Source organism: Herbidospora sp. NBRC 101105 (genome assembly GCF_030269205.1).
Lineage (GTDB): Bacteria > Actinomycetota > Actinomycetes > Streptosporangiales > Streptosporangiaceae > Herbidospora > Herbidospora solisilvae.
This window is the reverse complement of sequence record NZ_BSSX01000008.1, coordinates 298,151-324,341: the sequence shown is the minus strand read 5'-3', so window position 1 is coordinate 324,341 and position 26,191 is coordinate 298,151. Positions and strand designations below refer to the sequence as shown.

Annotated in this window: 23 protein-coding genes and 1 pseudogene; 16 read left to right on the top strand and 8 right to left on the bottom strand. The window is 72.6% G+C overall.

Annotated features, from left to right (window positions below; genetic code table 11):
• Nucleotides 1-70: 70 nt before the first annotated feature.
• Genes QSK34_RS31165 through QSK34_RS31155 form a run of 3 tightly spaced genes read left to right on the top strand, consistent with a single transcriptional unit; the run spans nt 71 to nt 5,626 of the window.
• Complete coding sequence (locus tag QSK34_RS31165; RefSeq protein WP_285589350.1) at nt 71-2,569, top strand: type 2 lanthipeptide synthetase LanM family protein; 2,499 nt, start codon at nt 71-73, stop codon at nt 2,567-2,569.
• A complete protein-coding gene (locus QSK34_RS31160; RefSeq protein WP_161481454.1) occupies nt 2,566-2,766 on the top strand; it encodes a hypothetical protein in 201 nt (66 codons plus the stop codon). Before QSK34_RS31165 ends, QSK34_RS31160 begins: the two co-directional genes overlap by 4 nt.
• 1 nt (nt 2,767) lies before the next feature.
• Nucleotides 2,768-5,626, top strand: a complete 2,859-nt coding sequence (locus QSK34_RS31155) for a helix-turn-helix transcriptional regulator (RefSeq protein ID WP_285589347.1) — start codon at nt 2,768-2,770, stop codon at nt 5,624-5,626.
• Here the strand turns inward: QSK34_RS31155 and QSK34_RS31150 are convergent.
• Genes QSK34_RS31150 through QSK34_RS31125 form a run of 6 tightly spaced genes read right to left on the bottom strand, consistent with a single transcriptional unit; the run spans nt 5,623 to nt 6,584 of the window.
• Nucleotides 5,623-5,778, bottom strand: coding sequence for a hypothetical protein (locus QSK34_RS31150; protein WP_156045245.1), 156 nt, complete (start codon nt 5,776-5,778; stop codon nt 5,623-5,625). The genes QSK34_RS31155 and QSK34_RS31150 overlap by 4 nt on opposite strands.
• Before the next feature lie 16 nt (nt 5,779-5,794).
• Nucleotides 5,795-5,941, bottom strand: a complete 147-nt coding sequence (locus QSK34_RS31145; protein ID WP_156045243.1) for a hypothetical protein — start codon at nt 5,939-5,941, stop codon at nt 5,795-5,797.
• 13 nt (nt 5,942-5,954) lie between these two features.
• On the bottom strand, nt 5,955-6,104 hold the full coding sequence (locus QSK34_RS31140; RefSeq protein ID WP_156045242.1) for a hypothetical protein: 150 nt from the start codon (nt 6,102-6,104) through the stop codon (nt 5,955-5,957).
• Nucleotides 6,105-6,120: 16 nt separating this feature from the next.
• Nucleotides 6,121-6,270: a hypothetical protein gene (locus tag QSK34_RS31135; protein WP_161481451.1), complete on the bottom strand. Its 150-nt coding sequence runs from the start codon at nt 6,268-6,270 to the stop codon at nt 6,121-6,123.
• Nucleotides 6,271-6,292: 22 nt separating this feature from the next.
• Complete coding sequence (locus QSK34_RS31130) at nt 6,293-6,433, bottom strand: hypothetical protein (RefSeq protein ID WP_161481450.1); 141 nt, start codon at nt 6,431-6,433, stop codon at nt 6,293-6,295.
• A 10-nt stretch (nt 6,434-6,443) separates the two neighbouring features.
• Nucleotides 6,444-6,584: a hypothetical protein gene (locus tag QSK34_RS31125; protein ID WP_285589342.1), complete on the bottom strand. Its 141-nt coding sequence runs from the start codon at nt 6,582-6,584 to the stop codon at nt 6,444-6,446.
• A 199-nt stretch (nt 6,585-6,783) separates the two neighbouring features.
• Here QSK34_RS31125 and lxmK point away from each other — a divergent pair, with 199 nt between their 5' ends.
• The 6 genes from lxmK to QSK34_RS31095 are packed head-to-tail and all read left to right on the top strand — an operon-like array spanning nt 6,784 to nt 14,007.
• Nucleotides 6,784-7,890 carry a class V lanthionine synthetase subunit LxmK gene (lxmK, locus tag QSK34_RS31120; protein WP_285589340.1) on the top strand — a complete coding sequence of 369 codons (1,107 nt, stop codon included), beginning with the start codon at nt 6,784-6,786 and terminating at the stop codon, nt 7,888-7,890.
• Between the two features lie 2 nt (nt 7,891-7,892).
• Nucleotides 7,893-8,864, top strand: a complete 972-nt coding sequence (locus QSK34_RS31115) for a T3SS effector HopA1 family protein (protein WP_285589338.1) — start codon at nt 7,893-7,895, stop codon at nt 8,862-8,864.
• The gene (locus QSK34_RS31110; RefSeq protein WP_161481446.1) at nt 8,861-9,880 is read left to right on the top strand and encodes an LLM class flavin-dependent oxidoreductase; all 1,020 of its coding nucleotides are present in this window, start codon (nt 8,861-8,863) and stop codon (nt 9,878-9,880) included. Before QSK34_RS31115 ends, QSK34_RS31110 begins: the two co-directional genes overlap by 4 nt.
• Nucleotides 9,837-11,573 carry an ABC transporter ATP-binding protein gene (locus QSK34_RS31105; RefSeq protein WP_285589333.1) on the top strand — a complete coding sequence of 579 codons (1,737 nt, stop codon included), beginning with the start codon at nt 9,837-9,839 and terminating at the stop codon, nt 11,571-11,573. Before QSK34_RS31110 ends, QSK34_RS31105 begins: the two co-directional genes overlap by 44 nt.
• Nucleotides 11,573-12,754 carry a M16 family metallopeptidase gene (locus tag QSK34_RS31100; RefSeq protein WP_285589331.1) on the top strand — a complete coding sequence of 394 codons (1,182 nt, stop codon included), beginning with the start codon at nt 11,573-11,575 and terminating at the stop codon, nt 12,752-12,754. The genes QSK34_RS31105 and QSK34_RS31100 overlap by 1 nt, the downstream gene beginning before the upstream one ends.
• On the top strand, nt 12,742-14,007 hold the full coding sequence (locus QSK34_RS31095; RefSeq protein WP_285589329.1) for a M16 family metallopeptidase: 1,266 nt from the start codon (nt 12,742-12,744) through the stop codon (nt 14,005-14,007). The genes QSK34_RS31100 and QSK34_RS31095 overlap by 13 nt, the downstream gene beginning before the upstream one ends.
• A 33-nt stretch (nt 14,008-14,040) precedes the next feature.
• Here QSK34_RS31095 and QSK34_RS31090 read toward each other — a convergent pair.
• A pseudogene (locus tag QSK34_RS31090) lies at nt 14,041-14,436 on the bottom strand (helix-turn-helix transcriptional regulator); the annotation flags it as partial.
• Nucleotides 14,437-16,083: 1,647 nt separating this feature from the next.
• Between QSK34_RS31090 and QSK34_RS31085 the strand changes: the two are divergent.
• Nucleotides 16,084-16,701: a nucleoside/nucleotide kinase family protein gene (locus QSK34_RS31085; protein ID WP_285589327.1), complete on the top strand. Its 618-nt coding sequence runs from the start codon at nt 16,084-16,086 to the stop codon at nt 16,699-16,701.
• On the top strand, nt 16,698-17,156 hold the full coding sequence (locus QSK34_RS31080) for a peroxiredoxin (protein ID WP_285589326.1): 459 nt from the start codon (nt 16,698-16,700) through the stop codon (nt 17,154-17,156). Before QSK34_RS31085 ends, QSK34_RS31080 begins: the two co-directional genes overlap by 4 nt.
• Here QSK34_RS31080 and QSK34_RS31075 read toward each other — a convergent pair.
• Complete coding sequence (locus QSK34_RS31075) at nt 17,140-17,583, bottom strand: hypothetical protein (protein ID WP_285589325.1); 444 nt, start codon at nt 17,581-17,583, stop codon at nt 17,140-17,142. The genes QSK34_RS31080 and QSK34_RS31075 overlap by 17 nt on opposite strands.
• Before the next feature lie 18 nt (nt 17,584-17,601).
• Between QSK34_RS31075 and QSK34_RS31070 the strand changes: the two genes are divergently transcribed.
• The 5 genes from QSK34_RS31070 to QSK34_RS31050 all read left to right on the top strand — a co-directional run bounded on the left by QSK34_RS31070 (nt 17,602) and on the right by QSK34_RS31050 (nt 26,164).
• Nucleotides 17,602-18,216 carry a DUF998 domain-containing protein gene (locus tag QSK34_RS31070; RefSeq protein WP_285589324.1) on the top strand — a complete coding sequence of 205 codons (615 nt, stop codon included), beginning with the start codon at nt 17,602-17,604 and terminating at the stop codon, nt 18,214-18,216.
• Between the two features lie 84 nt (nt 18,217-18,300).
• Nucleotides 18,301-18,810, top strand: coding sequence for a hypothetical protein (locus QSK34_RS31065; protein WP_285589323.1), 510 nt, complete (start codon nt 18,301-18,303; stop codon nt 18,808-18,810).
• Between the two features lie 3 nt (nt 18,811-18,813).
• Nucleotides 18,814-20,823 carry a flotillin family protein gene (locus QSK34_RS31060; RefSeq protein WP_285589321.1) on the top strand — a complete coding sequence of 670 codons (2,010 nt, stop codon included), beginning with the start codon at nt 18,814-18,816 and terminating at the stop codon, nt 20,821-20,823.
• Nucleotides 20,820-25,484, top strand: coding sequence for a DNA repair ATPase (locus tag QSK34_RS31055; RefSeq protein ID WP_285589317.1), 4,665 nt, complete (start codon nt 20,820-20,822; stop codon nt 25,482-25,484). The genes QSK34_RS31060 and QSK34_RS31055 overlap by 4 nt, the downstream gene beginning before the upstream one ends.
• On the top strand, nt 25,481-26,164 hold the full coding sequence (locus QSK34_RS31050; protein WP_285589316.1) for a hypothetical protein: 684 nt from the start codon (nt 25,481-25,483) through the stop codon (nt 26,162-26,164). The genes QSK34_RS31055 and QSK34_RS31050 overlap by 4 nt, the downstream gene beginning before the upstream one ends.
• Nucleotides 26,165-26,191 lie beyond the last annotated feature (27 nt).

Here is a 26,191-nt window from a genome sequence, read left to right as displayed (position 1 = left end):
CTGTAGATCGCCCATTTCCGTACCTGTTCGCCCCCCTTATCGGGAACTCCAGGTCGACATAATCGCGGGCGTGACCCACCCCTTCGCCACCGTCGTCGAACCCGTCGCCCGCCGTGCCGCCGAGCGCCTGGTGGCCGCCCACCCCGGGACGGCCGCGTTCGCCGAGGCCTTCGCGGCGGATCTGGTGGGCCGGTTGTCGGAGCGGGCCGCGCCGGGGCTGGCCGTACGGCTGGCCGAGGCCAGGTCCAGGGGCGAGTTGTCCGGGGCGACTCCGGAGGAGAGGTACGCCGACTTCGCCAGGCGGGCGGCGCGGACGCCGGATCCGGCCGTCGCGGGCCTGGCCGACCTGGCGTCACGCCACGCGACGGAGCTGCTGGACCGGCTCGGGCAGGACGAGACGGCGGTGCGCGGCCTGCTGCCCGCGGACGCCGGGGCACCGGTCGGGTTCTCGGCCGCGGGTGATCCGCATGCCGGAGGACGGCCGGTGTCGGTGGTGCGGTTCGCCTCGGGGGCCCGGGTCGTCTACCGGCCGCGACCGGTCGAGGCGCATCTGTGCCTGAACGCCGCGATCGGCTGGCTGAACGGCCGGGTGCCCGGCCTGGGGCTGCGGACGTTGCGGGTCGTCGCCCGGGAGGGCCATGGCTGGGTCGAGTTCGCCGAGGCGCGGCCCTGTGCGTCCGAGGCGGAGGTGGCGGGGTTCTACCGCCGGATGGGGGCGCTGCTCGCGCTGGCGTACACGCTGGACACGATCGACCTGCACTTCGAGAACGTCGTCGCGGCCGGGGACCAGCCCGTGGTGGTCGACGCCGAGACGCTGTTCCATCCGGTGCTGGCGGGAGACCTGGCCGATCCGGCCCACGACGCGCTGGTGCGTTCGGTCGACGCGACCGCGATCCTGCCCCGGCCGCTGATCGGCGACCAGGGGGTCCAGGACGTCTCGGCGCTGGGCGGCGAGCCCGGGGTGCACGCCTTCTCGGGCATCCTGTGGGAGGACCGCGACACCGATCTCATGCGGCCGGTGCGGGGGCCGCTTCCGTTCGCGGGGGCCGCCAACCGTCCCCGGCTGGACGGGCGGCTCGCCGACCCGGCCGCGTACGCGGACGACCTGCTCGACGGCTTCCGCACGGCCTATGACGCCGTCGCCGAGGGGCGGCGGGACCTGGACCGGTTGTTGTTCCCCCGGTTCGGCAACATGCGGGTGCGACTGCTCCTGCGGCCGACCCGAATCTATTCCGAGCTGTTATGGCGATCGGCCCTCGACGACTCGGGCGAGCGCACCCATGCCCTGCTCATGGAGCTGTCGGGGCACGATCCCCTGCAAAAGGCCGCGGTGCCGTTCGAGGTCCAGGACATAAATTCCTGCGATGTCCCTTATTTCTGGACATCACCTGACTCCTCTACGATCTACGCTGGGGACGGCACGGGGGTGCCGTGGCAGTCGGCCCGCACGGGCCGTGAATCGGTGGCCGAGAAGCTGACGGGGCTGGGGCCTGCCGACCGGGGCAAGCAGGAGTGGATCATTCGCGCGTCACTGGCAACGCGGGCGGGGGCCCCGAGCCATGACCCGGAAGGGGTCGATGGCGATCCGCCACGCCCTGACCAGCCGGATGAACCGCGCGCCGGTTACCTGGCGGCGGCCGTCGGGATCGCCGAGGAACTGCTCACGACCGCGCACCGCCGGGGTGCGGCCGTCAACTGGCTGGGGCTGGAGGCCGTCGACGGCGACCGGCTCGCCGTCATGCCCCTGGGCGGAGGGCTGGCCTCCGGGTATCTCGGGGTGGCGTTGTTCCTGGCCCAGGCCGGCACGGTCACCGGGCGCGGCGACCTCCTGGAGACCGCGCGGCAGGCCGTCTCCCCCCTGCCCGCGCTGCTGGACCACCTGGCCGCCGAGCCGTCGCTGGCCGAGATCGTGGGATGCGGCGGATTCGGCGGGCTGGGGGGAATGGCCTACGGCCTGGCCCAGATCGGGCGCCTGCTCGGGGACGCGGAGGTGCTCGCGTGGTCCGGCCGGGCGGTCGAGCTGGCCGGGGCGACGATCTCCGAGCGGAGCGCGCTCGACGTGCACGACGGGCTGGCCGGGTGCCTGGCGGCGATGCTCGCCATCGGGGCGGAGCCGGTCGCGGCGGCCTGTGCCGACCTGCTGACCGGCCGTGACCTGCCGCCGGACCTGCCCGAGGGGTTCGCGTTCGGGCAGGCCGGCATCGCCTGGGCGCTCGGCCGGTACGGGCTCGACGTCCCGATCGGCCCCGTGGACGCCCACACCTGGTGCGGCGGGTTGCCGGCCCGCCGGACGGCCCCTCCGCCTGTGCTCCTGCCCGACGACAGCCTGTGCCACGGACGCGTGGGCAGGCTCGAAATCCCCGAACTCCAGGAACGCGAGGGCCCGTCGGTGCTCGCGTCCCTGCGCCGCCATGGAGCACGGTGTGCCACCCCCGGCCACGTCTCCACGCCCGGCCTGCTCCTCGGGCTGGCCGGGATCGGGCACGGTCTGCTCCGGCTGGCCGCGCCCGAGCAGGTTCCGTCGGTGCTGTTGCTGCACCCTTTTCGAGAGGTGACGAAGAACAGATGAACACTGAGCAGAATCCGGTGCTCGCGGCCGGCGCGCGGCTGGCGAACGTCAGGCCGGTGACCCGGGCCCTCGTGCTGGCGGGGCTGACCGCCGGGGCGACCCTGATCCTGAAGTCGCCGGACACCGCCGCGGGCGCGACCGTCGCGCTCGGACTGGAGGGCGACCCCGTCAACCCCGTCTCGGTGTCGCACAAGTAACGTGCCCAGGTCGCCGGTCCTGATCGGGCGGGAGCCCGAGAAAGCGCTGTTCGACAGGTGCCTGGAGCAGGTCGGGGACGGTCACGGGAGAACCGTCTTCCTGGTCGGCGATCCCGGCATGGGGAAGTCCCGGCTGACGTCGGAGGTGCTCCGGAAGGCCGGTGACCTGGGGCTGGTCAGCCTGCGCGGGCGGGGAAGCGCGGTCAGCGCGGACATTCCGTTCAAGCCGCTGAGCGAGGCCCTGTTCTCGCTCGCCCGCTCGCGCAGGCCGCCCGACGACCCGCTGCTGCGGCCCTACCTGCCGGCGTTGACGACGCTGGTGCCCGAGTGGCGGGAGGAGGGCGGCGCGCAGCGGCTGGAGTCGGCGGTCATCCTCGCCGAGGCCGTGTTGCGGCTGCTCATCGTTCTCGGACGGGAGTCGCGCGGCGGCGTGCTGGTGCTGGAGGACCTGCACGACGCCGACCCGGGCACGCTGGGCGTGGTCGAGTACCTGGCCGACAACCTGGCCGGCGTGCCGGCGCTGCTCCTGGTGAACCTGCGCGGGCACGCCGGTCCGGCCCGGAAGCTGGCCGACGACTGCGCCCGCCGCCAGGTGGCGGACGTCGCCGAGTTGCCGCCGCTGTCGCCCGGCGAGACCCGCCGGCTCGTCGCGGCCTGCCGGGGACGGCCGGACGAGTTGCCGGCCGAGGTGCTGGACCGGCTCGTGGCCGACACCGAGGGCGTGCCCTACCTGGTCGAGGAGTTCGTCGACGCCCTCGACGACGACCCGGGCGCACGCGGGATCGCGGCGCGTCTGGCGACGCTCGTACCGGCCGCCCACGAGCTGCTGCTGACCGGGGCGGTGTTCGGGAACCGGTTCCCGGTGCCGGTCATCCAGGACGTCTCCGGCCTGGACGACCGGGAGACCGAGGCGATCCTGCGGGCGGCCACCACGGCGCGGCTCGTCGTGCCCGACGAACCGGCCGGCGAGTGGTACGCCTTCCGCCACGCCCTGACCGCCGAGGCCCTGTCGGCGGAGCTGATCCCGGCGGAGCGGGCCCGGCTGGCCCGCCAGGCCGCCCGGTCGGTCGAACGCCTGCATCCGGGGCTGCCGGGCGAGTGGCTCCAGATCGCCGCGAGCCTGCGCCTGACGGCCGGGGAGGTCCACACGGCCGGGGCGCTGCTGGCCGAAGCGGGCGAACGTTACCTCAACGGCGGCGCCGCCGACGTCGCGGCGACCCTGCTCGAACGGGCCGACCGGCTCCAGGAGGGCGGGCCCGCCGAGCGCCGGGCCCACACGCTGCGGCGGCTGCTGCACGCGCTGACCGAGGGCGGCCGGGCCGACCGGGCGCTTGAGCTGGTCCGCGAGGGCCCGTCGGACGACCTGTCGATGGGCCTGTGGCAGGAGATCGACCTGCGCACCAAACTGGCCTGGGTCGCCGCCGAGATCGGCGAGCTGCCCGCCGGGCGCGTCCACGTGGCGGCCGTGCGGCGGTTGCTGGAGAGCCTGCCCGACGAGGCGCGCGGCGCCGCGATCGACGTGATCGAGGCGCAGTTGTTGTTCCCCGACCACGGCGTCAACGAGGCCGGACCGGCCGAGATGGCCGCCGCCGAGGCGCTGTCGCGACGGGCCGCCGAGGTGGCCGAGCGCATCCCGCTGCCCGAGGTGGCCTGCCAGGCGTGGGAGCGGCTGGCCATGCTGACGAGGGTGCACGGGTTCGGCGAGCCCGACCGGTGCCTGACCCGCATGATGGCCATCGCCGAGGTGCACGGGCTGAGCCTGTGGCGGTTGCGGGCGATGTACCGGCTGGCGGCCAACCACAACATGCGTACCGGGGAGAGCGAGCCGCTTGAGGAGGTGCTGCGGGCCGCCACCCAGGCGGGCGCGATCAGCCTGGTCCACAGCGCGGAGGCGTCCCTGGTCATGACGCGGGTGTTGCGGGCGGAGTACAAGAGCGCCGCCGAGACCGCCGCCGCCTGCGTCGAGACGACGATCCGGCTGGGGCACACGGCGTACACGCAGTACCTGCTGATGGCGCAGGCGACGCTGGCCGCCCACCAGGGGCGGCGCGACGCCATGGAGCACGCCCTGGCCGAGTTCCGCAGGTGGGGCGGTGAGCAGAGCCTGCACACCCCCGTCGTGTACGGCCTCTGCCAGGCGTTCTGCGCCCTGCTGGAGGAGGACCGCGAACAGGCGGCGGAGTTGCTCGAAAGGGCCCGCGCGTGGGAGGACGACCATCCCACGCTCTACTACATGACGGGCCGCTACGGCCTGGCCGTGCTGCTGGGCGCGCTGGCCGGCGAGCTCACCCTGGACGACTGGGCGGCCGTGCACGCGCGCCCGGCCGCCGAACTGCGGTGGAACCGGCACTTCCTGCTGCTCGCCCGCGCGGTGCTGCTGGGCAGGCGGGGGGAGCACGCGGCGGCCGGCCGGACGATGGCGGAGGCGCGGGCGGCCGGGGAGCCGTTTCCGCAGGCGGCGCACCTGGGGGCCCGGCTGGTCGCGGAGGCCGCGCTGGCCGACGGGTGGGGCGAGCCGGTGGTGTGGTTGCGGGCCGCCGAGGACCACTTCCACGAGGCGGGCGTCACGGCGGTGACGGCGGCCTGCCGGACGTTGCTGCGGCAGGCGGGGGCCGCGGTGTCGTACCGGCGGGCCGGGCGGGAGGGGGTGCCCGGCGAACTGCGCAACCTCGGCGTGACCGTTCGCGAGCACCAGGTTCTGCTGTTGCTCGCGGAGCGGCTCGGCAACGTCGAGATCGGCCGACGGTTGTTCATCTCACCGCGGACGGTGGAGAAGCACGTGGCCAGCCTGCTGGCCAAGACCGGGCTCCCCAACCGGGCGGCGCTGGGGGAACACGCCGCGGTGCTGCGCGATTCCTAGTAGGACCAGGAGTAGGACCAGGAGACGGTGAGGGTCCAGGTGACCGTCACGGTCGCGCTGATCGATTCGGCGTCGCGGCTCGCGATCTGCCGTTCGTGCAGGATCGCCTCGGTGGAGGCGTAGTTGGCGTATCCGGCGATGAGGTCGTTCATTTCCTTTTCCTTTCGGTCAGAAGGTGACGGTCAGGGTGATGGAGTTGGTGGGGCCCCAGCTGTAGACGACCGAGTGGTATCCCGCCTCGATCCCGGCGGCCTGCTCCCACAGGAGGGCCTCGGTCGAGGCGTAGTTGGCGTAACCGGCGACGAGCTCGTGCATCGGGACCTCCGGGTCAGAGACTGATCGTGACCGTGATGGTCAGCGAGATGGTGATGGTGAGCGTGAACAGGCCCGTCTCGGGCTCACGGGCGGCGAGCTGCCGCTCCTGGAGGATGGCCTCGGTGGAGGCGTAGTTGGCGTAACCGGCGATGAGGTCGTTCATTTCCCGTTTCCTTTTGTCAGATGGAGAAGGAGATGGAATTGCTGTGGGTGAAGCTGAAGGTGACCGAGAAGAACAGACCCGCTTCGAGGACGCGCCCGGCGGCCTGTTCCTGGAGGATCGCCTCGGTGGAGGCGTAATTGGCGTAGCCGGCGATCAGCTCGGACATGGTCTTCCTTTTTCCGCGCGGTTCAGTAGGACGTGGTGGGGGTGACGCTCATGGTGACCGTGAACCAGAGGGTCCACTCGGTCCAGTGACCGGCCTCGGAGTGTTCCTGGAGGAGCGACTCGGTGCTGGCGTAGTTGGCGTATCCCGCGATCAGCTCGGACATGGCGCGCCCCTCAGATCCAGATCGAGGTGGTCGTCGTGGAGAGCGAGACGGTGTACGACGTGATCGGCCACCACTCGGCGGTCGTGTTCTCGCTGAGGACCGATTCGGTGCTGGCGTAGTTCGCGTATCCCGCGATCAGTTCGCCGGGCATGAGATCTCCTTTCGTCGGAAGAAAGGAAACAGGGCCGCCGATCCCGGCGGAATGACGAGAATCTGCGCGCCCTCGTCACCGGGTTCCTGCCATTCGGGAACGCCGACCGGCAAGGATCTGCCAGGCAACTGCCATATGCCTGCTGCCGGTGCATTCCTGGGATGTCGCGGAGCCTTTCCGCGTCCGTAGGTTTCGGCGCATGGACCTGAAAGAGGAAACACGGACGACCCGGCTGGTCGCGGCCCGGCCGGTGGCGCGCCCGGAGGAGTTCGTCCAGGCCGTCGCCTCGCTGAGCGGGGCCACGCCCGTCGTGGAGGGCATGCGCGGCTTCCTCGGCCGCAACGACAACTGGCTGGTGCCGACCGCCGAGGGGCCCGAGCTGTTCGTCAAGCGCCTGCGGGGGGACCGCGCGCACGCCGCCGCCCGGATGAACCGGGTGCTGGCCTTCCAGCGGCTGATCGCCGGCCACCCGACGGCCGAACTGCGGGTGCCCGAGTTCCACGGGGCCGACGCCGAGGAGTGCCTGCTGGTCTTCGGGTACGTGCCGGACTCCCGCGCCGCCTCCGACCTGCTGGCGGCAGGGGAGCTCGACGTCGAACTGGCGTACCGGATGGGCCGGGTGCTGGGCGAGGTGCACTCCCTGCCGCGCGCCGAGGACGTGCCCGAGTCGGCCGACGACCGCCGGGCCAACGCCTTCTACGCGCTGAGCCCCGAGGACTACGCCAACTGCAGCGGCGGCGAGGTCGAGGCGTGGGCGCTGCTCCAGCACGACAGCGTGCTGGTCGAGGCGCTGGCCGCGCTGCACCGCGTCTCGGCCGCCGCCCCCGCCACCGTCACCCACGGCGACCTGCGCCTGGACCAGTTCCTGTGCTCGGGTGAGGACCTCTACGTGATCGACTGGGAGGAGTTCCGGCACCACGACCCGGCCCGGGACGTCGGCGGCTTCGCAGGCGAGTTCGTGCACCACGCGGTGGCGCGCATGTTCCGCGAGCTCGACCTGGACACAGGCCTGTCGCCGGGCGCCGCCCACGCGGCGATCGTCGCCGCGGGTGACCGGCACCTGTCGGCCGTGCGCGAGCACATCCGCCGCTTCTGGCAGGGCTACCGCGAGGTCGCCCGTCCGGACGACGGCCTGGCCGTGCGGGCCACCGGCTACATCGGGTGGCACTTCTTCGACCGGCTGCTCGCGGGCGCCGTGCACGGCGCGCGGCTCAGCGCGGTGGAGCGCGGCATGGCCGGGATCGGCCGCAACGCGCTCACGACGCCGGAGAAGTTCGCCCCCACCATCGGCCTTGGAGAGAACTGATCATGACCATCGCCCACCAGGGTCTCCTCGACCGGCTCGACCACCTGCTCGGCGACCTGCGCCTCGACCCGGACACCCGTTCGGTGACCGTCGGGGACGAGACGGTCACCGGCGACAACCGCACCCGGCTGCGCCAGGACCTCGGGCCGGTGCTCTACCGCCACTGGCACAGCGGCTCGGCCGCCAGGCCCGGCGAGTGGGACCCGCGCCGCGACTACGACTTCGAGGACCTCTTGCGGGAGGCCACCCCCCACCGCACCAGCCGCACCCCGGCGGTCGTGCGGTCGGCCCTGATCGACAGCCCGCTCGGCCGGCACGTGCTCTTCGACGTCGGACGGGTGCGCCTGCGGGTGCCCGGCGACGAGAGCCCGACGCCGCTGCCCGAGATCGGCACCCGCACCACGCTGGAGCTGCCCGCGATCAGGCCGACGCTCTCTCCGGGCTTCTTCCTGGTCAACGGCTCGGCGGGCGGTCACGAGACCGGCGGCCACCTGCTGAGGCTCTACCTGCACGTCGACGAGCCGTCGATGGCGCCCGCCGTGTGGCACGCGGTGCTGAGCCGGCTGGAGGACGCCGGGGCGACGTACCGGGCGAAGGTGCTGGCCAAGGCCGACCAGTATCCGCGCCGGGACGCCATCGTCGTCTACCTGACTGAGGAGTCGTGGCACGCCGTGGGCGGCGTCGTCGCGGCGGTGCGGAACCTGCCCGGCCTCAACCCGGCCCACTCGGTGATGACCAGCCCGATCGCCGACGGCGTCGCGTACGGCTGGGAGCCGCGCGACACCCGGCCCGGATGGGACCGCATGAGCCTGGGCCAGCACCGCACGATGGCGGTCGCCGACGGTGTGGCGCGGCACCTGTTCGACGGCCGCGACCTGGCCGAGGCCGTCGCCGAGGCGCTCGCCGACGCGAACGCCGACCCGCTCGCGCCGCACCGCAACGCCGACAGCCCGCTGGTGGAGGTGGCGTCGTGAGCTCGCGCAAGGTGTCGTTCATGTTCCCGCACCAGCCGACGGACCCCGAGACGATCGTCCCGTACGGGCGGCTGACCGAGGAGATCGGTGCGGCGCGGTTGTGGCTCGGGCAGTCGCTGCGGATCGAGTCCCACCCGGCGGTCGCCTACCTGGCCGGGACGGGCTGCCGGATCTCGATCGGCATGGCCGTCGGGCTGATCGTGCTGCGCCACCCGTACGACGCGGCGTTGCAGGCCCGGTCGCTGGCCCGGCTCATGCGGCGGCCGGTGGCGATCGGCTACGGCGCCGCCTACCCGCAGTACGTGACGCAGCTGCGCGGCGAGCCGTACGCCAAACCGGCCGCGATCGTCGGCGAGTTCATCGACGTCGCCCGCAGGCTGGCCCGCAACGAGCACGTGCGGCACCGGGGCGAGCACTTCACCGTCGACGCCGCGCTGCCGCCGATGGACTGCCCGCCGGTGGAGATCGGCGCGGGGGTGCTGCGGCCCGCCATGGCCCGCGTCACCGGCCGCTGCGGCGACCTGGCGATGACGTGGCTGACGCCGCTCAAGTACATCGAGGACGTCGTCATGCCGGCCGTCGCGCAGGGCGCGGCCGGGGTGCAGCCGCCGCCGCGTATCGTCTCGGTCGTGCACGCGGCCGTCGCCCGGCCCGGCCGTTCGGCCAACCTGCTGGCCCAGTACGGCAGCATCAGCCACCTGTCGGCCCCCCACTACACCGACATGCTGCGCAAGGCCGGCCTCGACGTGGACGCCTCCGACCCGGTGTCGGGCGCCAGGGAACTCGTGCAGGCCGGGGTGTACGTCTACGGCGACCCCGACCACATCGCCGCCGAGATCGCCAAATATCACGACCTGGGGGTGGACGAGGTCGTCGTCAACCCCAGCTCGGTCAACAACATGTACGGCCAGGAGGAGTGCATGCGCGACCTGCGCGAGATCTTCGCCGCCGTGCGCGCGAGGGGAGGGTCCGATGGCGGAGTCGCCGACACTCGGGTTGTTGTCCCGGTCGGTTAGGGCGCGGCGCGGCCGGCTGGCCGCCTCCCTCGTGCTCGCCCTGGTCTCGGCCGCGGCCGGGATCGTCACGCCGCTGCTGATCGCCCGCATCCTGGGCGTGATCGGCGGGGCGGGCGGCGACGTCGTCTGGCCGGTGGCGCAGCTCGTCGTGATCGTGCTGGCCGGGGCGTTCGCCGGAGGCTGGTCGTCCTACCTGCTGAGCGCGGCCGGGGAACGGGCCATCGAGGACGTGCGCCTGGCCGTGGTGCGCCGGGCGGTGCGGTTGCGGGTGCCGGTGATCCGGCGGATCGGCGTCGGCGAGGTCGTCTCCCGGATGGGGCCGGACGCCGCCCAGATGCGCGCGATCACCGACACGGGCGTCACGGTCATGCCGGTGTCGGCGGTGATGGTGACGGCGTACCTGATCGTGATGGGCGTCCTCGACTGGGTGATGCTGGCCGTGACGGTCGGCACGTTCGTCGTGGCCGCGATCGCCATCAGGGCGTTCCTGGCGGGCATGCGCCGGGCCGCCGAGGCGCAGCAGGCCGCGCTCGGCCGGCTGGCCCAGGCCGCGCAGTCGGTGTTCACGAGGGTGACGACGGTCAAGGCGTACCGGGCGGAGGACCGCGCCATCGCCCCGCTGGAGGACGAGATCGGCGAGGCGGCGGCGTCGGCGGTGCGCTCGGCGCGGGCCCAGGCGGCGATCAGCCCGCTGATGGGCCTGGGCCAGCAGGTCGCCATCATCGGCGTGCTGGCCGTGGGCGGGGTGCGGCTGGCCTCGGGCGCGCTGGAGACCACGGCGTTCATCGCCTTCCTGATGTACCTGTTCCAGCTCGTCAACCCGCTGATGGCGCTGGCGCAGGGCGCGGGCCGCATCGCCGTCGGCAAGGCGGCCGCGCGGCGGGTCGACGAGGTGCTCGGCGCGGAGACCGAACCGGCCGGGGCGGCACGCACGCCCGAGGTGGCGCCGGGCGCGCCCGCGCTGCGGCTCTCGGACGTCGAGGTGTCGCTCGGCGGCAAGCCGGTGCTCGACCGGGTGTCGCTGGAGGTGCCGCGCACCGGGGTGCTCGCGATCGTCGGGCCGTCGGGGGCGGGCAAGTCGACCCTGCTCAACGTGGTCGAGGGCTTCGTCGAGACCGAGGCCGGACGGGTGGAGCTCCTCGGCGTGCCCCTCCAGGAGTGGCCGACCGCCGAGGTCCGCCGCCGGGTCGCCCTGGTCGAGCAGGGGTCGGCGATCCTGTCCATGAGCGTGCGCGAGAACCTGGCGCTGGGCCGGTCGGACAGCCCGTCCGACGACGAGTTGTGGTCCGCGCTGCGCGACGTCGGCCTGGAACAGGCCGTGCGCGCCCTGCCCGCCGGGCTCGACGCCGTGCTCGGCGCGGGCGACCAGATGTCCGGCGGCGAGGAGCAGCGCCTCTCCATCGCCCGCGCCCTGCTGACCGACGCCGAGGTCCTGCTGCTCGACGAACCGACCGCCCACATGGACGGCGTCAACGAACGGCGGCTCACCGACCTGCTCGCCGACCTGGGCCGCGACCGGGCCGTGGTGATGGTCACCCACCGCCTGTCGACGGTCGCCGCGGCCGACACGATCGTGGTCGTCGACGCCGGGCGCGTCACCGCCGTGGGCGACCACGGGACGTTGTCGTCGGCCAGCCCCGCCTACCAGGCGTTCGTGCACGCCCAGGCGGCCCCCGACCCCGTGGGCGCGTGATGGACGGGCTGCTCACCCGCCGGCTGCCGGGCGGCGCGACGCTGATCGTGCGGCCCGACCCGGGGCTCGGCTTCGTCGCGGTCAACGCCTGGCACGGCGCGGGTTCCCTGCACGACCCCGCCGGCAGGTCGGGCCTGGCCCACGTGGTCGAGCACGTCATGTCCGAGGGCGGCTCGGCGCACGCCACCACCGGCTACGAGTGCACCAACTACGTGGCGACCGGCCCGCCGACGGCCCTCCCGGCGCTGCTGGCCGAAGCCGGCGACCGGGTGCGGCGCGGGCGGCGCGGCGTGCGCGCGGACGTGCTGGACGGGCACCGCCGGATCGTGCTGGAGGAGATCCGCGAACGCGACGAACCCGGCCGGTTCGGGTCGGGGCTGCGGCGCGGGTTGCGGTTGCTCTTCGGGCGCGACCACCCGGCGGGCCGCCCGCCGGTCGGCGACCCCGCCGAGGTCGCCGCCGTGACGCCCGACGACGTGGCCGCGTTCGTCGAGGCCCACTACGGCGCCGAGCGGCTGGTCGTGTCGGTCGTCGGCGCGGCCGACCCCGACGCGGCCGTGGAGCTCGCCGGGAACCACCTGGCCGGGTTGCCTTCGGGGCGGCCGGCCCCGCCGCCGGTCACCGGGGAGCCGCTGGGGGCGCGGGAGGACGTCGAGGAGGGCCAGCCGACGTCCATGGTGCGGCTGACCTTCGCCCTGCCGCCGGGTTCGGCCGCGGCCGAGGTGGTGATGGCGGCCCTGGCCAGTGCCCCGTGGTCGGTGCTCGGGTCGCGGCCCGGCCTGCTCGGCGCGCTCGGCCAGCACGCCCGGTGCGCGCTCGGGCCCGCGATCGGCCTGGTCAAGCTGTCGGCCCCGGCCGCGGCCGACCTGGCCGGGCTCGAACGGGACGTCGCCGCCCGCCTGGCCGCCGTGGCCCGCGACGGGCTGCCGCCCGACGTGCTGGCCGCCGCCAAGGCCCTGCGGATCAGGGAACAGCTGGGCGTCCTCGGGGCCGCCCGCACGCTCGCCGAGGAGTTGTGCCGGGAACACGCCTGGTCGGGCGACGCCGCCGGGGTCACCGCGCGGCTCGACGCCGTCCGCCGGGTCACCAACGCCGAGGTGGCCGCGCTGGCCGCCGGGCCGATGGCGCGGCCGTCGGTCGTCGCCTTCCACGCCGCCGGAGAACCCTCATGGATCCTGTGACCTGGCGTTTCCCCCAGCCGGAGACGTTCACGCTGGACAACGGCCTGCGGGTGCTGCTCGCCGACATGCCCGGACGGCACGTCGCCACCGCCGCCCTGTCGATCGGGCTGCCGACCACGGCGGTCGAACGCCCGGAGACCGAGGGGGTGGTGGCGGCGTACGCCGCGCTGCTCAACGCCGACGCGCCGCACCACCGCGACGGGACCGTCGGAGCGCTGGCCCTGGCGGGCGGGATGGTCACCACGCGGTGCGGGCACCGGGGCCCGATCGTCATGGGCGACTGCCCGGCCGCCGAACTGCCCCGGCTGTTCGAGGCGATGGCCGCGACGGTCCACCCCTTCACGCCGACGGCCCGCTCGTTCGAGGCGCTGCGCCGCCAGGTCGTCGCCGAACGGGCCATGGAGTCCGACGACCCGATCGCGCTCGGCAACAAGCTCATCCACGAGTCGGTGCTCGCCCCCGGCTCCCGGTACGGCCGCCCGCTCGGCGGCACGGAGACGGCCTGGCGGGCGCTGACCCTGGACGACGTCACGGCCGTCGTGCCCGGTGCCGCCCGGATGACCCTGATCGTGGCCGGGGACCTGGCCGGGACCGGCGCGGCCGACGCCGCCGCGAAGGCGTTCGCCCACGTGCCCACCGGAGACGACCTGCCCCTCGCCGACGTCCCGCCGCTCCCGGCGGACCGGCCCGGACGGGCGCACCGGCCGGGCCGGGGCGGCCCCCAGACCCGGCTGGTGCTCGGCTGCTTCGCGGTCGACCGGCTCGACCCGCGCTGGCCGTCGGCCCGGGTCGCGGGCGAGCTGCTCGGCGGCGGCCCCGACTCGCTGCTCAACCGCGAACTGCGCGGCCGGATGGGGGCCAGCTACGGCATCGAGGCCCGGTTCATGCCGTTCTTCTCCGGCGGGGTGTTCGTCGTCAGCGGCTTCGTGGACGCCGCCCGCGCCCCGGCCGCGGCCGAGGCGATCACCCGGGTGTTAACGCGGTTCCGCGAAGGTGACGTCGACCACGGGCTGGTCACGCGGGTCAGGGACCGCATGCTCGCCGCCGCGCCCGAACTGTACGAGTCGACCCTGGCCGTGACGCAGCAGTACGCGGAACTCCTCTCCTGCGGAATCGACCCCCCGGCGTACGTCGACCGGCACCTCGGGCTGATGGGCGCGCTGGACGCCGGCCGCGTCACCGCCGACTTCGCCTCGCTGGTCGACCCGGCCCTGCTGCACACCGTCGCCGTCGGCCGGTTCGAGACGGGCTGACCCGGCCTCCAGGTCGTGCACCCAGCGCGCGACCTGGACCCGGGAGGCGCAGTCGAGCTTGCGCATCACCTGGCGCAGGTGGTTGACCACCGTCCACTCGGAGATGCGCAACCGGCGGGCGATCTGCTTGTTCGTCAGGCCGGTCGCGACCAGCCCGGCGACCTCCGACTCGCGGGCGGTCAGCCGCGACCGTTCCCGCAGCACCCGCGGGTCGACGCCGCCCTGGGGCACGGGCCGGGGGGCGGCCGGGTCGTCGCCGAACCGGCGCTGGAGGAGCTCGCACAGCAGGTCGGCGAGGTCGACCCCCTCTCCCGCCGTCACCCAGCGGCGCACCGGCCGGACGCCGATCCGCCCGGCGAGCAGCCAGCCGGCCTCCACCGGACGCTCCGACTCGGCCGCGCAGGCCCGGCCGAGCGACCCGGCGACCATCGCCAGATCGACGGCGCTCTGCTGGAGGTCGCGCTGGTGGCGTCCGTCGAGCACGGCGGCGATCGCCGACATGGCCGCCGCCGGGCCGAGGGGCAGCAGCTTGGCGAGGGCACGCTCGACGTACAGGCGGCCGTCGCCGGTGGCCAGGGCGGTGGCGGCGGCCGCGCGCCAGAGCAGCAACGACCCCGCGGCGTGGTCGTCCCCGCCGCACATCGCCTCGAACAGGGCGGTACGGCACTCGGCGTCGGCGTGGTCGAACCGGCGCAGCCGGACCAGGCAGGCGACGTACTCGCCGACCGACTCGCCGAGCCGGACCGCGTCACCCTGGTCCCGGGCGGTCCGCACGCAGGCGGCCAGCGCCTCCGGGTCGGGCCCGGCCTGCACGAGGGCCGCCAGCAGCGGCACGTCCGGGTCGGTCTCCGGCAGCGCCTCGAAGCAGACGGCGGCGGCCTCCTGCTCCCCAGCGGCCGCGAACACCCGGACGGCCAGCCGCGACAGCGTGTGCCGTTCGGCCGGGGTCGCGGGCGTGTACCTGCGGATGACCGGCAGCAGGTGCGGCAGCAGCCCGGCGACGCCGGAGGTGCGGGCCAGCAACGGCAGGGCGTCCCGCATGAGGGCGACGGCCTGGGCGTACCGGCCGCCGCCGACGAGTTCGGCGAGGGTGGCGTTGAGATTGCGCCGTTCGTGGTCGAACTCGGCGAACACGGCCCGCTGGTTGTCGGTGAGGACGCCGGCGGCCAGCCGTGCGACCTGGCCGGACAGGTAGTCGGCCTGCGCCTGGCGGATCGCGTCGAGCGACACCTCCGGTCGCGCGGCACACCAGCTCGCCGCCGGGAAGCCGCTCACCCGCAGGTGCCAGCGCCGGGGTTCGGCGCGCACCACCAGGCCACGCTCGACGAGGGAGGCGGTCAGCCCGCCGATGTCGCACCGCGGCAAGGAGTGGCGCAGCACGTTCTCGCTCGCCCCGCCCGGCAGGGCCAGGATCGAGGCCAGCACCACCATCTCGTCGCCGCTCAGGTCGTGGTGGCCGTGGGCGTCGCCGAGCAGCCCGGCCAGCCGGGTGCGCTGGTGGTCCTCGGCGACCGCGTCGCGCACGGCCGCCAGGCCGTACCGGGCGACCAGCCCGGCCAGCAGGTCGACGTCGGCGGAGAGCCCGAACGAGGCCGCGCAGACCTGGCTCACCTGGGACAGGTCCTCGGCCGCGACGACGGCGGTCGGGTCGCGGCGGCGCAGGCACCGCAGGAAGTGCCGGACGACCTCGCTGTCGGGGCCGTGGCCGCGCAGGGGCCGCACCGGAAGCGAGAGCGGCCCGTCGTGCCGGCGGCGGGCGCGGGTGATCACCCGGAGGCCCGGCCGCGCGGGCAACCGGGCGGGATCGTCACAGAGGTCGTCGCAGACGACGACGGACGGCTCTCCGGCGAGGTGCTCGCGGAGCCGGGCCAGCAACGCCGCGGTGCCGCTGCCGGGCGGCCCCGTCAGCACCAGAGGCCGGGGATCGGCGGAGGAGAGCCAGGCGCGCACGGTGTCCAGGACACCGGGGAACTGCGGAAGGTCGGCCGAATCGCTCACGTTCAGCAGTATTGGGGGGCGCTGCCCCCCGTACATGGGGGCACTGCCCCCATCTTGTCAGCAGGGCATGATGGTCTGGTGGGTGTACGTCCGGTCTCCGTCGAGGGGCTCGTCACGGAACTGGCCGAGACGATCTCGGAACGGCCCGGCTGGGTGCGGGTGGCCGTCGACGGCGCCGACGCGGCCCGGCCGTGGGAGCTGGCCGACAAGATCGCCGACAGGCTGCGGGTCCGTCGCCCCGTCCTCAGGGTGTCGGCCCGCGACTTCCTCAGAGCCGCCTCGCTCCGCTACGAGTTCGGCCGGCAGGACCCCGACTCCTACTACGACGGCTGGCTCGACGTGAAGGGCCTGACGCGGGAGGTCCTCCAGCCGCTCGAACCGGGCGGCACCGGCCGGGTCATCCCCTCGTTGTGGGACCCGGTCAGGGACCGGGCCACCCGCGCGCCCTACCAGGTGCTCCCGGAGAACGCCGTCGTCGTCCTCGACGGGCCGCTGCTCCTCGGGCAGGGGTTGCCGATCGACTTCTCGGTCCACCTGAGCCTGTCGAGGAAGGCGCTGGAACGGCGTACCGAGGAGAAATGGACGCTGCCCGCCTTCGAGCGGTACGCCGAGGAGGTCCGGCCACAGGATTGGGCGGATGTGGTGATCCGGGCAGATGATTCCCGACATCCCGCACTGGTAGAAAGTGACACATGAAAATCGGTGAACTCGTCGCGGACTTCGCGCTTCCGGACGAGAACGGGGAGACCCGTCGCCTGAGCGAGTTCCTCAAGGAAGGGCCCGTGGTGCTCTTCTTCTATCCGGCGGCGATGACGTCCGGGTGCACCGCCGAGACCTGTCACTTCCGTGACCTGGCCGCCGAATTCACATCCGTTGGAGCGGTCCGCGTCGGGATCAGCAAGGACAAGGTGAAACGGCAGAAGATGTTCGCCGAGGGCAACCGGCTCGACTTCCCGCTGCTGTCCGACGAGGAGGGTCTGGTCGCCAAGCAGATGGGGGTACGCCGTTCGGTCGCCGTCGGGCCGTTCGTCACCCGGCGGGTCACCTTCGTCATCGACACCGACTTCCGGGTCGTCGACGTGATCCACAACGAGGTCGTGATGACCGACCACGCCGACCGCGCCCTGAAGACCCTCAGGGATAGAGCCTGACCCGGTCGTCGACCTCGTGGTCGAACCCGCCCTCCAGGCCGACGTCGTGGGCGAGCGTGACCGTCCACTGTTCGTAGTACCACTCCAGGCTGTATCCGCTGAAGCGGAAGTTGGCCCGGTAGCGCGCCCGCTGGCCCGGGGCCAGCGTGAACAGGTCGACCGGCCGCCGGTCGCGTGGATGAGAGGCGAGCACCGGGGCCCGGGACACCCGGCCGCCGGGATGGATGCGCAGGCCGGCCACCGTCGCGGGCAGGGTCAGCTCCCGGAGCGTCTCGGCGCGTGGTGAGAGCGTCACGTCGTGGAAGACGGCGTCTCCCGTGCAGGCCGGCAGCGGCACCCGATCCGGCAGCGACCCCCGCAGCGTGGCCGCGGCCGCACCGCGACCGGCCTTGTCCCAGCGAGTCAGCACCCGCTGCACCACGAGCATGGTGGCATTTTAGAGAGCATGCGCGTTCCCGCCCAGGCCGGTCTCGGTGCCATCACCGTGGCCGCGGCCGCCATCCTGACCCTTGAGTTCTCCTCGGGCATCGACCTGGCCCGCCGGACGATCAGTGAGCACCAGCTCGGCGAGCACGCCTGGTTGTTCGGCGTCTCGGTCGCTTTGATCGCGCTGGGGTCGCTGGGCATCGGGGCGACCCTGGTCGCGCAGCGCCGGGCCCGGCCGCTGGGGCTCGTGGCCCTGGCCGGGTGGAGCCTCGGGCTGCTGATCGTGGCCACCTTCCCCAAGCACGACTGGTCCGTCGGGCCGTCGTTCTCCGGGTCGGTCCACCGCGTCGGCAGTGTGGTGGCGTTCGTCTGCCTGCCGGTCGCCGTGCTGCTGCTGGCCCGGCCGTGGCGCGACCCGATGGCGAGGGTGGCGGCGGCGCTCGGGTTCGGGGCCGTGGTGTGGATCGCCGGGATCGCCATGATCGGCTACACCGCCGCGCGCGACGGTATCCCCTGGTGGCGGGCCATGCCGGTCGGGCTCGGAGCGGTCGAGCGCGGGCTGGTGTTCACGGAGATCGCCGCGCTGGCGGCGTTGGGAATCTGGGCCGTCGCGCGGCAGGGGCGTACGGCATAAATGGCCCTATTCCCTGCGGAACCCCGCTGATAGATTCCACGTTTGCAAGAGGGGGCGGCACAAATGCCGTAAAGGGGATAGAAGTTGCGCGATTTCCTGGACGCCGCATTAGGTTTCCCGGCTGTCCTGTTCAGCTTCGCGCTGATCGTCGTCATCGGATTCTGGCTGCTCGTGGCCTTCGGCGTGGTCGACCTCGACGGTCTGCCCGCGGGCGAGGTCTCGGGGTTCGTGGCCGCCGGCTGGTTCGCCGCGCTGGCCGGATCCGTGGTGTTGCCCGCGCTCGGCTGGGTGGTCCTGGCCGCCGCGCTCATTTTGGGCCTCGGGGCCGCGTTCCTGGTACGCCGCCTCACGCCCGCGCCCGAGAAGGTGCCCTCACGGCACGACTTCGTCGGGCAGATCTGCGTCATCAGGACCCAGTCGGTCTCCACCGACTTCGGTCAGGCCGAGATCCGCGCCGTCGACGGCTCGACCTCGGTCATCCAGGTGCGCCAGACCGGCGCCGACGTCTTCCGCGCGGGCGGGGCCGCGCTGATCTTCCAATATGACGCGGAAGGCGAGTTCTTCTGGGTCATGCCATACGAAGGGGGCCTGTAGTTCATGGACGTCATCTCGGCGGGAGCCGGCATACTCATCGCGGTCGTGCTGATCGTCGTCATCGCGCTGGTGATCGTGGTCAGCCGGTTGTTCCGCAAGGTCGAGCAGGGCAAGGCCCTGATCGTGTCGAAGGTGCGCCGGGTCGACGTCACCTTCACCGGCGCCGTGGTCTTACCGGTGCTGCACAAGGCCGAGTTCATGGACATCTCGGTGAAGACCATCGAGATCGAGCGATCGGGCCACGAGGGCCTGATCTGCCGTGACAACATCCGCGCCGACATCAAGATCACCTTCTTCGTGCGGGTCAACAAGACCGCCGAGGACGTCGTGAAGGTCGCCCAGGCCATCGGCACCGCCCGCGCCAGCGACGAGTCGACCCTCCAGGCCCTGTTCAACGCCAAGTTCTCCGAGGCGCTCAAGACCGTCGGCAAGCAGCTCGACTTCGTCGACCTCTACACCCAGCGCGACGAGTTCCGCGACCAGATCATCCGCGTCATCGGCACCGACCTCAACGGCTACTCGCTGGAGGACGCGGCCATCGACTACCTGGAGCAGACCCCGCTGTCCAAGCTCGACCCCGCCAACATCCTCGACGCCCAGGGCATCCGCAAGATCACCGAGCTGACCGCGATCGAGCACGTCCGGACCAACGAGTTCCAGCGCAACGAGGAGAAGGAGATCACCCGGCAGAACGTCGACGCCCGGGAGGCCATCCTCGAACTGGAGCGCCGCCAGGCCGACGCCGAGATCAAGCAGAAGCGCGAGGTCGAGACCATGCGGGCCCGCGAGGAGGCGGAGATCTCCCGGGTGCGCGCCGAGGAGCGCCTCAAGGCCCAGGCCGCGGCGATCAAGACCGACGAGCAGATCGGCGTCCAGAGCGAGAACAAGGCCCGCGAGGTCGCCGTCGCCGAGAAGAACCGCGAGCGCGTGATCGCCATCGAGAGCGAGCGCATCGAGAAGGACCGCCTGCTGGAGGTCATCGCCCGCGAGCGGGAGACCGAACTGTCGCGCATCGCCAAGGAGAAGGAGCTCGAGGTCGAGAAGCGCTCGATCGCCGAGGTCATGCGCGAGCGCATCGCGGTCGAGAAGACGGTGGCCGAGCAGGAGGAGCAGATCAAGCGCCTGCGCGTGATCGAGGAGGCCGAGCGCACCCGCCAGTCGGTGATCATCGCCGCCGAGGCCGAGGCGCAGGAGAACCTGGTCAAGGACATCAAGGCCGCCGAGGCCGCCGAGGCCGCGTCCAAGTTCAAGGCGCGGGAGGCGCTGGTGCTGGCCGAGTCGCGCCAGCAGGCCGCCGAGCTCGACGCCCGCGCCAAGATCCGCCTCGCGGAGGGCGTGCAGGCCGAGGCCGCCGCGACCGGCCTGGCCGAGGTGCAGGTCAAGGAGCGCGAAGCCGCCGCGATCGAGAAGGTCGGCAAGGCCGAGGCGATCGTCGAGCGCGAGAAGGCCCTGGCGTCGGCCGAGGGCACCCGTGAGCGGCTGAAGGCCGAGGCCGACGGCGAGCAGGCCAAGGCCGTGGCCGCCGCGATGATGGTCGGGGAGAAGCTGAAGGCCGAGGCCGAGGGTCTCACCGAGAAGGCCGCCGCGCTGGCCGCGATGTCGGACGCGAGCCGCGTCCACGAGGAGTACCGCCTGCGGCTGGAGGCCGAGAAGGAGATCCGCCTGGCCGGGGTCGAGGTGCACCGCAGGGTCGCCGAGGCGCAGGCCGAGGTGCTGTCGGCCGGCCTGTCGAAGGCCAACATCGACATCGTCGGCGGCGACAGCGTCTTCTTCGACAAGCTCGTCGGCGCGGTCACCATGGGCAAGAGCGTCGACGGCTTCGTCGACAACTCCGAGGTGGCCCGCACCCTCGCCGAGCCCTACCTGAACGGCGACGCCAGCCTCAGCGCCGACCTCGCCAAGATCGTGTCCGGGGTCGACTCGGGCGCCGTCCGTGACATGACCGTGTCGGCGTTCCTCGCCACCCTGATGAAGAACGGGGCCGCCCCGGCGATCACCCCGGCCGAGAAGTGACGGGACTCGACGCCGGCACCTACGAGATCCTCCGCGCCCGGCTGGCCGAGCAGGCCAAGGAGCTGGCCGGCCGGGCCGAGGAGCTCAACACCCGGCGCCTGGCGGTGTTCGGCGGCTCGGAGATGCGGCTGGTGGGGACCGAGCGCATCCGGACCGAGAACAACTGCGTGCCCCGGGACGTGGTCTCCGCCGGCGACACCATGATCTTCGGCTACAACGTGTTCATCGGCCTGCGCCCGCAGACCAGCGTCTCCGACGTGTTCTCCTTCCACCACTTCTCGCGCGACGGCGACGCGTTCACCTTCTCCAACTCGGAGAGCGTGTTCGGCGACCCGGCCTTCGAGAAGGACTTCGGCGAGCTCTACCGCTACTACAAGGACACCCGGCTGCTGCAGCTGCGGAAGATCGAGGGCAAGCTCCTGGCGATCTTCCAGACCGGGCCGCAGGACATCCGGGTGCTGCGCTGGACGATGACCGCCGACGGCGTGTTGTCCTATCTCGACTCGCGGGGCGAGCGCGACCACGTCCTGCCGCCCTCGCACGACTTCGAGTGGGTCGAGACGACCCGCGACGACCACGTGCTCGGGCGGCACCCGCACATCTCCATCGGTGGTGAGTTGTTCGTCGAGACCGTCGGCGGCGACCTGACCATCAAGGTCGAGAACAACACCGAGTCGGGGGAGGGCGTCTACTCCGAACCGGTCGCCGAGCGGCTGCAGAGCCTGGCCGACGCCGACGTGTTCCACGCGCGGGTGGGGCCGCTGATCCTGCTCAAGATCCGGCCCTACAAGGAGACCGACTGGCGCTACCTGGTCTTCAACACCCGTACCAAGAGCGTGACCAGGCTGGACGGGATCGGGCAGGCCTGCCAGCGGCTGCCCGAGGACCAGGGGGTCATCTTTCCCGGCGGCTACTACCTGACGACCGGCGTGGCCAAGACGTTCGAGACCGACGTGGCCGCGCTGGAGTTCGAGCGGGTCATCCGGGGCGAGGAGGACGTGCTCTACGTCTTCCACGCGCGGGAGGAGGGGCGTTACCTCCTGCTTCCGTACAACGTGATCCGCAAGGAGGTCGCCAACCCGCTGCCCTGCCACGGCTACTCGTTGTTCGACGACGGCACGCTGGTGGTGTTCCGGGGAACCTCCGACGAGCCGTCGCGGGTGCACCCGATGCAGGTGTGGGACACCCCGTTCGCGGTCGAGTCGGCCACCCCGGTCGGCACCGGCCCACTGGAGCGCATCGGCAACGGCGAGCTGGTCAGGGGCGTCTCCGACTGCCTGTCCGTGGCGCGGATGGTCGGCGAGATGGCGCCCGCGCAGGCCGTCTTCGAGGCGCTGATCGCCGCCTGCGACCGCATCTCCGACGCCTACCACTGGCTCGGCGACCACGACCTCGCCGAGCCGCTGGCGGCGCTGCGGGCGACGGCCGAGCAGGTGCTCGACGAGTTCGAGAACGTGCAGCGCCTCACCGAGGACGCCGCCCAGGCGGTGGCCGAGGCGCACGAGCGTTTCACAACGATCCGCTCGACCGGCGTCGCCCGGCTGGCCGAACTGCGGCAGACCCAGGGCCACCTGGTGACACTGCGCGAGCGCCGGTACGCCGACCTCCCGGCCCTCGACGCGCTCGCCTCGGCCGTCGGGCAGCAGGTCACGGAGACCGCCGCCCAGGTGGTCGCCGACCTGCAGCGCGACGACGCGTTCGCCGGCTTCCACGCCACGGTGTCGGAGCTGGCGGAGGAGGCCGAGGCGATCACGACCGTGGCTCTTTCCGCACCCCTGGCGGAGCGGCTGGCCGCCCAGTCCGACGGCCTGGAGACGCTGATCGAGGTGGTCGGCACGCTGGAGGTCGAGGCGACCGCCCGTACCGTCATCCTGGAGAAGGTCGGCGCGGTCCTCGCCGAGATCAACCGGGTGCGCGCCACCCTCGACGCGCGACGGAGGGAACTCCTCGCCGCCGAGGGCCGGGCCGAGTTCGCCGCCGAGTTCGGCCTGCTCGGCCAGGCCGTGACGGCCGGGCTGACCGGCGCCGACAGCCCCGGGAAGTGCGACGAGCGCCTGGGCCGCCTGCTGCTCCAGATCGAAGGCCTGGAGTCGCGCTTCGGCGAGTTCGACGACTTCCTCGCGCAGCTCGAACGCAAACGCGAAGAGGTCTACGAGGCGTTCTCGGCCCGCAAGCAGACCCTCCTCGACGACCGCGCGCGGCGCGCCGACCGGCTCGCCGAGTCGGCCGACCGCATCCTCGGCACCGTCCGCCGCCGCTCCTCGACCCTGGCCTCCCTGGACGAGGTCAACGCCTACTTCGCCGCCGACCCGATGGTGGCCAAGCTCCGCGCGGTCGCCGCCGACCTGCGGGAACTCGGCGACTCCGTCCGCGCCGACGAACTCGACGGCCGGGTGCGCGCCGCCCGCCAGGAGGCCGGCCGCGCCCTGCGGGACCGCACCGACCTGTTCGACGGCGACACCGTGAAACTGGGCCGCCACCGCTTCGCCGTCAACACCCAGCCGCTCGACCTGACCCTGGTGCCCCACGAGGGCACGTTGTCGTTCGCCGTCACCGGCACCGACTACCGCGCCCCCGTCACCGGCTTCGACGACACCCGCCCCTTCTGGGACCAGCTGCTCGTGTCGGAGACGACGGAGGTCTACCGGGCCGAATACCTCGCGGCGTCGTTGTTCCCCGTCGAGGGCGACGTGGCCGAGGCGGTCCGCCGGGCGGCGGAGTCACGGTACGACGAGGGCTACGAGCGCGGCGTGCACGACCACGACACCGTGCGCATCCTCGACGTCGTCACCCGGCTGCACGCCGCCGCCGGCCTGCTGCGCCACCTGCCGTCGGCGCGCGCGACGGCGCAGTTCTTCTGGGCCCACGGCAACCCCTCGGCGACCTGGGAGATCAGGGCCCAGTCCCTCACCCGGGCCAGGGAACTGTTCGGCGGCGGCACCGAGGCGCTCAACGCACTGGCCGAGGAGCTCGCTTCGGCGATCGAGGCCCATGGTTGTCTCGACGGGCCCGCCTCCCTCGCCGCCGACTACCTGATCGAGGAACTCGCCGCCGCCCCCGCCGGATTCGTCACCTCCACGGCGGCCCGGTCCTTCCTCGACGCCTTCCGCGAGGCCCTCGGCCCCGAACGCTTCGCCGCGTTCACCGCCGAGTTGTCGACACTGGACCTGCCCGCCCGCATCCAGCTCGCGCGGGCCTGGCTGGCCGCCTTCGGCAAGGGTGAGGTCTCGCCGGAAGTCGTCTCGCTCCTGCTGTGCGACCTGCCGCGCTACGAGTCGGCCGCCACGTTGGACGGCGTCGTCGAAGGACTGCTCGGCGCGCACCCGCGCATCCGGGGCCGGTCGATGGAGATCCGGCTCGACGAGTTCCTGGCCCGGACCCGGATCTTCCGGGCGGAGCGGGTCCCGGCGTACCGGGACTACCAGCGCCGCCGCGCCGAACTGGTCGCCGCCGAGAAGAAACGCCTGCGCCTGGACGAATACCGCCCCAAGGTCATGGACTCCTTCGTCCGGAACGCCCTGATCGACCAGGTGTACCTGCCGCTGATCGGCGACAACCTGGCCAAGCAGCTCGACCACGGGATGGGCCTGCTGCTGCTCATCTCCCCGCCCGGGTATGGCAAGACGACCCTGATGGAGTACGTCGCCAGCCGCCTGGGCCTGGTGTTCGTCAAGGTCAACGGCCCCGCCCTCGGGCACGAGGTGACCTCGGTCGACCCCGCCGACGCGCCCGACGCGACGTCGCGGTCGGAGGTGGAGAAGATCTCGTTCGCCCTGGAGATGGGCAGCAACGTGCTGCTCTACCTGGACGACATCCAGCACACCTCGCCTGAGCTGCTGCAGAAGTTCATCTCGTTGTGCGACGCGCAGCGGCGGATGGAGGGCGTGTGGAACGGGACGGCCCGGACGTATGACCTGCGGGGGAAACGCTTCGCGGTCTGCATGGCCGGCAACCCGTACACCGAGTCGGGGCAGGTGTTCCGGGTGCCCGACATGCTGGCCAACCGCGCTGACGTGTGGAACCTGGGCGAGGTGCTGAGCGGCAAGGACGACCTGTTCGCGCTGAGCTACATCGAGAACGCCCTGACGGCCAACTCCGTGCTGGCCCCCGTGTCCGACCACGGGGAGGTCGAGAAGCTGGTGCGGCTGGCGCGCGGCGAGGGCAGCGCCGACCAGCTGTCCCATCCGTACAGCACGGTGGAGCTCGACCAGATCCTCAGCGTGTTGCGCAAGATGCTGCGGCTGCAGGAGGTGGTGCTGGCCAACAACCGCGCCTACATCGCCTCCGCCGCCCAATCCGATGCCGGCCGGACCGAACCTCCCTTCCTGTTGCAGGGGTCGTACCGGAACATGAACAAGCTCGCCCAGCGGGTGGTGCCGGTGCTGTCGGACGCCGAACTGGAGGGCATCATCGACGACCACTACCTGGGCGAGGCGCAGACCCTCACCTCCGGGGCCGAGGCGAACCTGCTCAAGCTGGCGGAGCTGCGTGGGGTGCTGACCGACACGCAGAAGGTCCGGTGGGAGGAGGTCAAGGCGGCCTACCGCAGGGCGAAGGCGATGGGCGGCGAGGACGACGACCCGACGACCAGAACCGTCTCCGCCATCACCCACCTGGCCGACCGCCTCGGCGGCGCGATCACCTCCCTGAAGGACCGATGACCTGGCGCTCCGCAGAGGAGATCCGCGACTACCTGATCGCCCAGCTCAACCTGGCGCTGCGCCGGTCGGGCATGTGGGGCGGTGAGATCTCTCTGCGGCTCCTTCTGGAACATGTCGCCTGCACCGAGGGCAAGGAGCACGTCTACCGCGAGGAAGAGGCGGCGATGCGCTCGCGCGACGCCTCGTATCCCACCGGTGTGCGGGGAGCGGTCCGACACGTTCTCGGTGACGACGACGATTTCGCCGTGGCGTCGGTGTACGCGGAGGTGGCCAGGGCCCATGGATGGCTGCACACCGATCGGCTGCTGACCGCTGAGGAGTACGCGTCGATGCGTGCGGAGCTGGCCGCCCTGTGCGACGGTGACAGGTTGTTCACCGAGGTGCGGCACCGATTCGGCCCGCCGTCCGTGCGTTTCGGCACGAACCCGGATTGCGAGCAGACCCTCGCGTACGCCACCGGGAACGTCGCCGATCCCATGGTCTTCCTCCACTTCTGGAACAGAAGAGAACCCGGAACCGAGTGGCCCGTGTACCAGGAACCGGCCCTCCTGGCCGCTCGTTGTGGCACCGGCAGGTTCAGCGACACCTTCACGTTCACGCCGCTGGGAGGAAGCCGGACGAACCTGCAGCTCTCCCGACGACTGGGCATGGTCGAGGAACGCTCCACCGCCCCGGAGTGAGCACGCCGGCGGGCCCTGGGAGGATGG

Coding starts and splice junctions, on each gene's coding strand:
- QSK34_RS31105 (WP_285589333.1), top strand. CDS start 9,837: ATGGCGGAGTCGCCGACACTCGGGTTGTTGTCCCGGTCGGTTAGGGCG.
- QSK34_RS31145 (WP_156045243.1), bottom strand. CDS start 5,941: ATGCACGAGCTCGTCGCCGGTTACGCCAACTACGCCTCGACCGAGGCC.
- QSK34_RS31125 (WP_285589342.1), bottom strand. CDS start 6,584: ATGCCCGGCGAACTGATCGCGGGATACGCGAACTACGCCAGCACCGAA.
- lxmK (WP_285589340.1), top strand. CDS start 6,784: ATGGACCTGAAAGAGGAAACACGGACGACCCGGCTGGTCGCGGCCCGG.
- QSK34_RS31115 (WP_285589338.1), top strand. CDS start 7,893: ATGACCATCGCCCACCAGGGTCTCCTCGACCGGCTCGACCACCTGCTC.
- QSK34_RS31095 (WP_285589329.1), top strand. CDS start 12,742: ATGGATCCTGTGACCTGGCGTTTCCCCCAGCCGGAGACGTTCACGCTG.
- QSK34_RS31160 (WP_161481454.1), top strand. CDS start 2,566: ATGAACACTGAGCAGAATCCGGTGCTCGCGGCCGGCGCGCGGCTGGCG.
- QSK34_RS31130 (WP_161481450.1), bottom strand. CDS start 6,433: ATGTCCGAGCTGATCGCGGGATACGCCAACTACGCCAGCACCGAGTCG.
- QSK34_RS31060 (WP_285589321.1), top strand. CDS start 18,814: ATGGACGTCATCTCGGCGGGAGCCGGCATACTCATCGCGGTCGTGCTG.
- QSK34_RS31080 (WP_285589326.1), top strand. CDS start 16,698: ATGAAAATCGGTGAACTCGTCGCGGACTTCGCGCTTCCGGACGAGAAC.
- QSK34_RS31070 (WP_285589324.1), top strand. CDS start 17,602: ATGCGCGTTCCCGCCCAGGCCGGTCTCGGTGCCATCACCGTGGCCGCG.
- QSK34_RS31140 (WP_156045242.1), bottom strand. CDS start 6,104: ATGAACGACCTCATCGCCGGTTACGCCAACTACGCCTCCACCGAGGCC.
- QSK34_RS31150 (WP_156045245.1), bottom strand. CDS start 5,778: ATGAACGACCTCATCGCCGGATACGCCAACTACGCCTCCACCGAGGCG.
- QSK34_RS31075 (WP_285589325.1), bottom strand. CDS start 17,583: ATGCTCGTGGTGCAGCGGGTGCTGACTCGCTGGGACAAGGCCGGTCGC.
- QSK34_RS31135 (WP_161481451.1), bottom strand. CDS start 6,270: ATGTCCGAGCTGATCGCCGGCTACGCCAATTACGCCTCCACCGAGGCG.
- QSK34_RS31050 (WP_285589316.1), top strand. CDS start 25,481: ATGACCTGGCGCTCCGCAGAGGAGATCCGCGACTACCTGATCGCCCAG.
- QSK34_RS31100 (WP_285589331.1), top strand. CDS start 11,573: ATGGACGGGCTGCTCACCCGCCGGCTGCCGGGCGGCGCGACGCTGATC.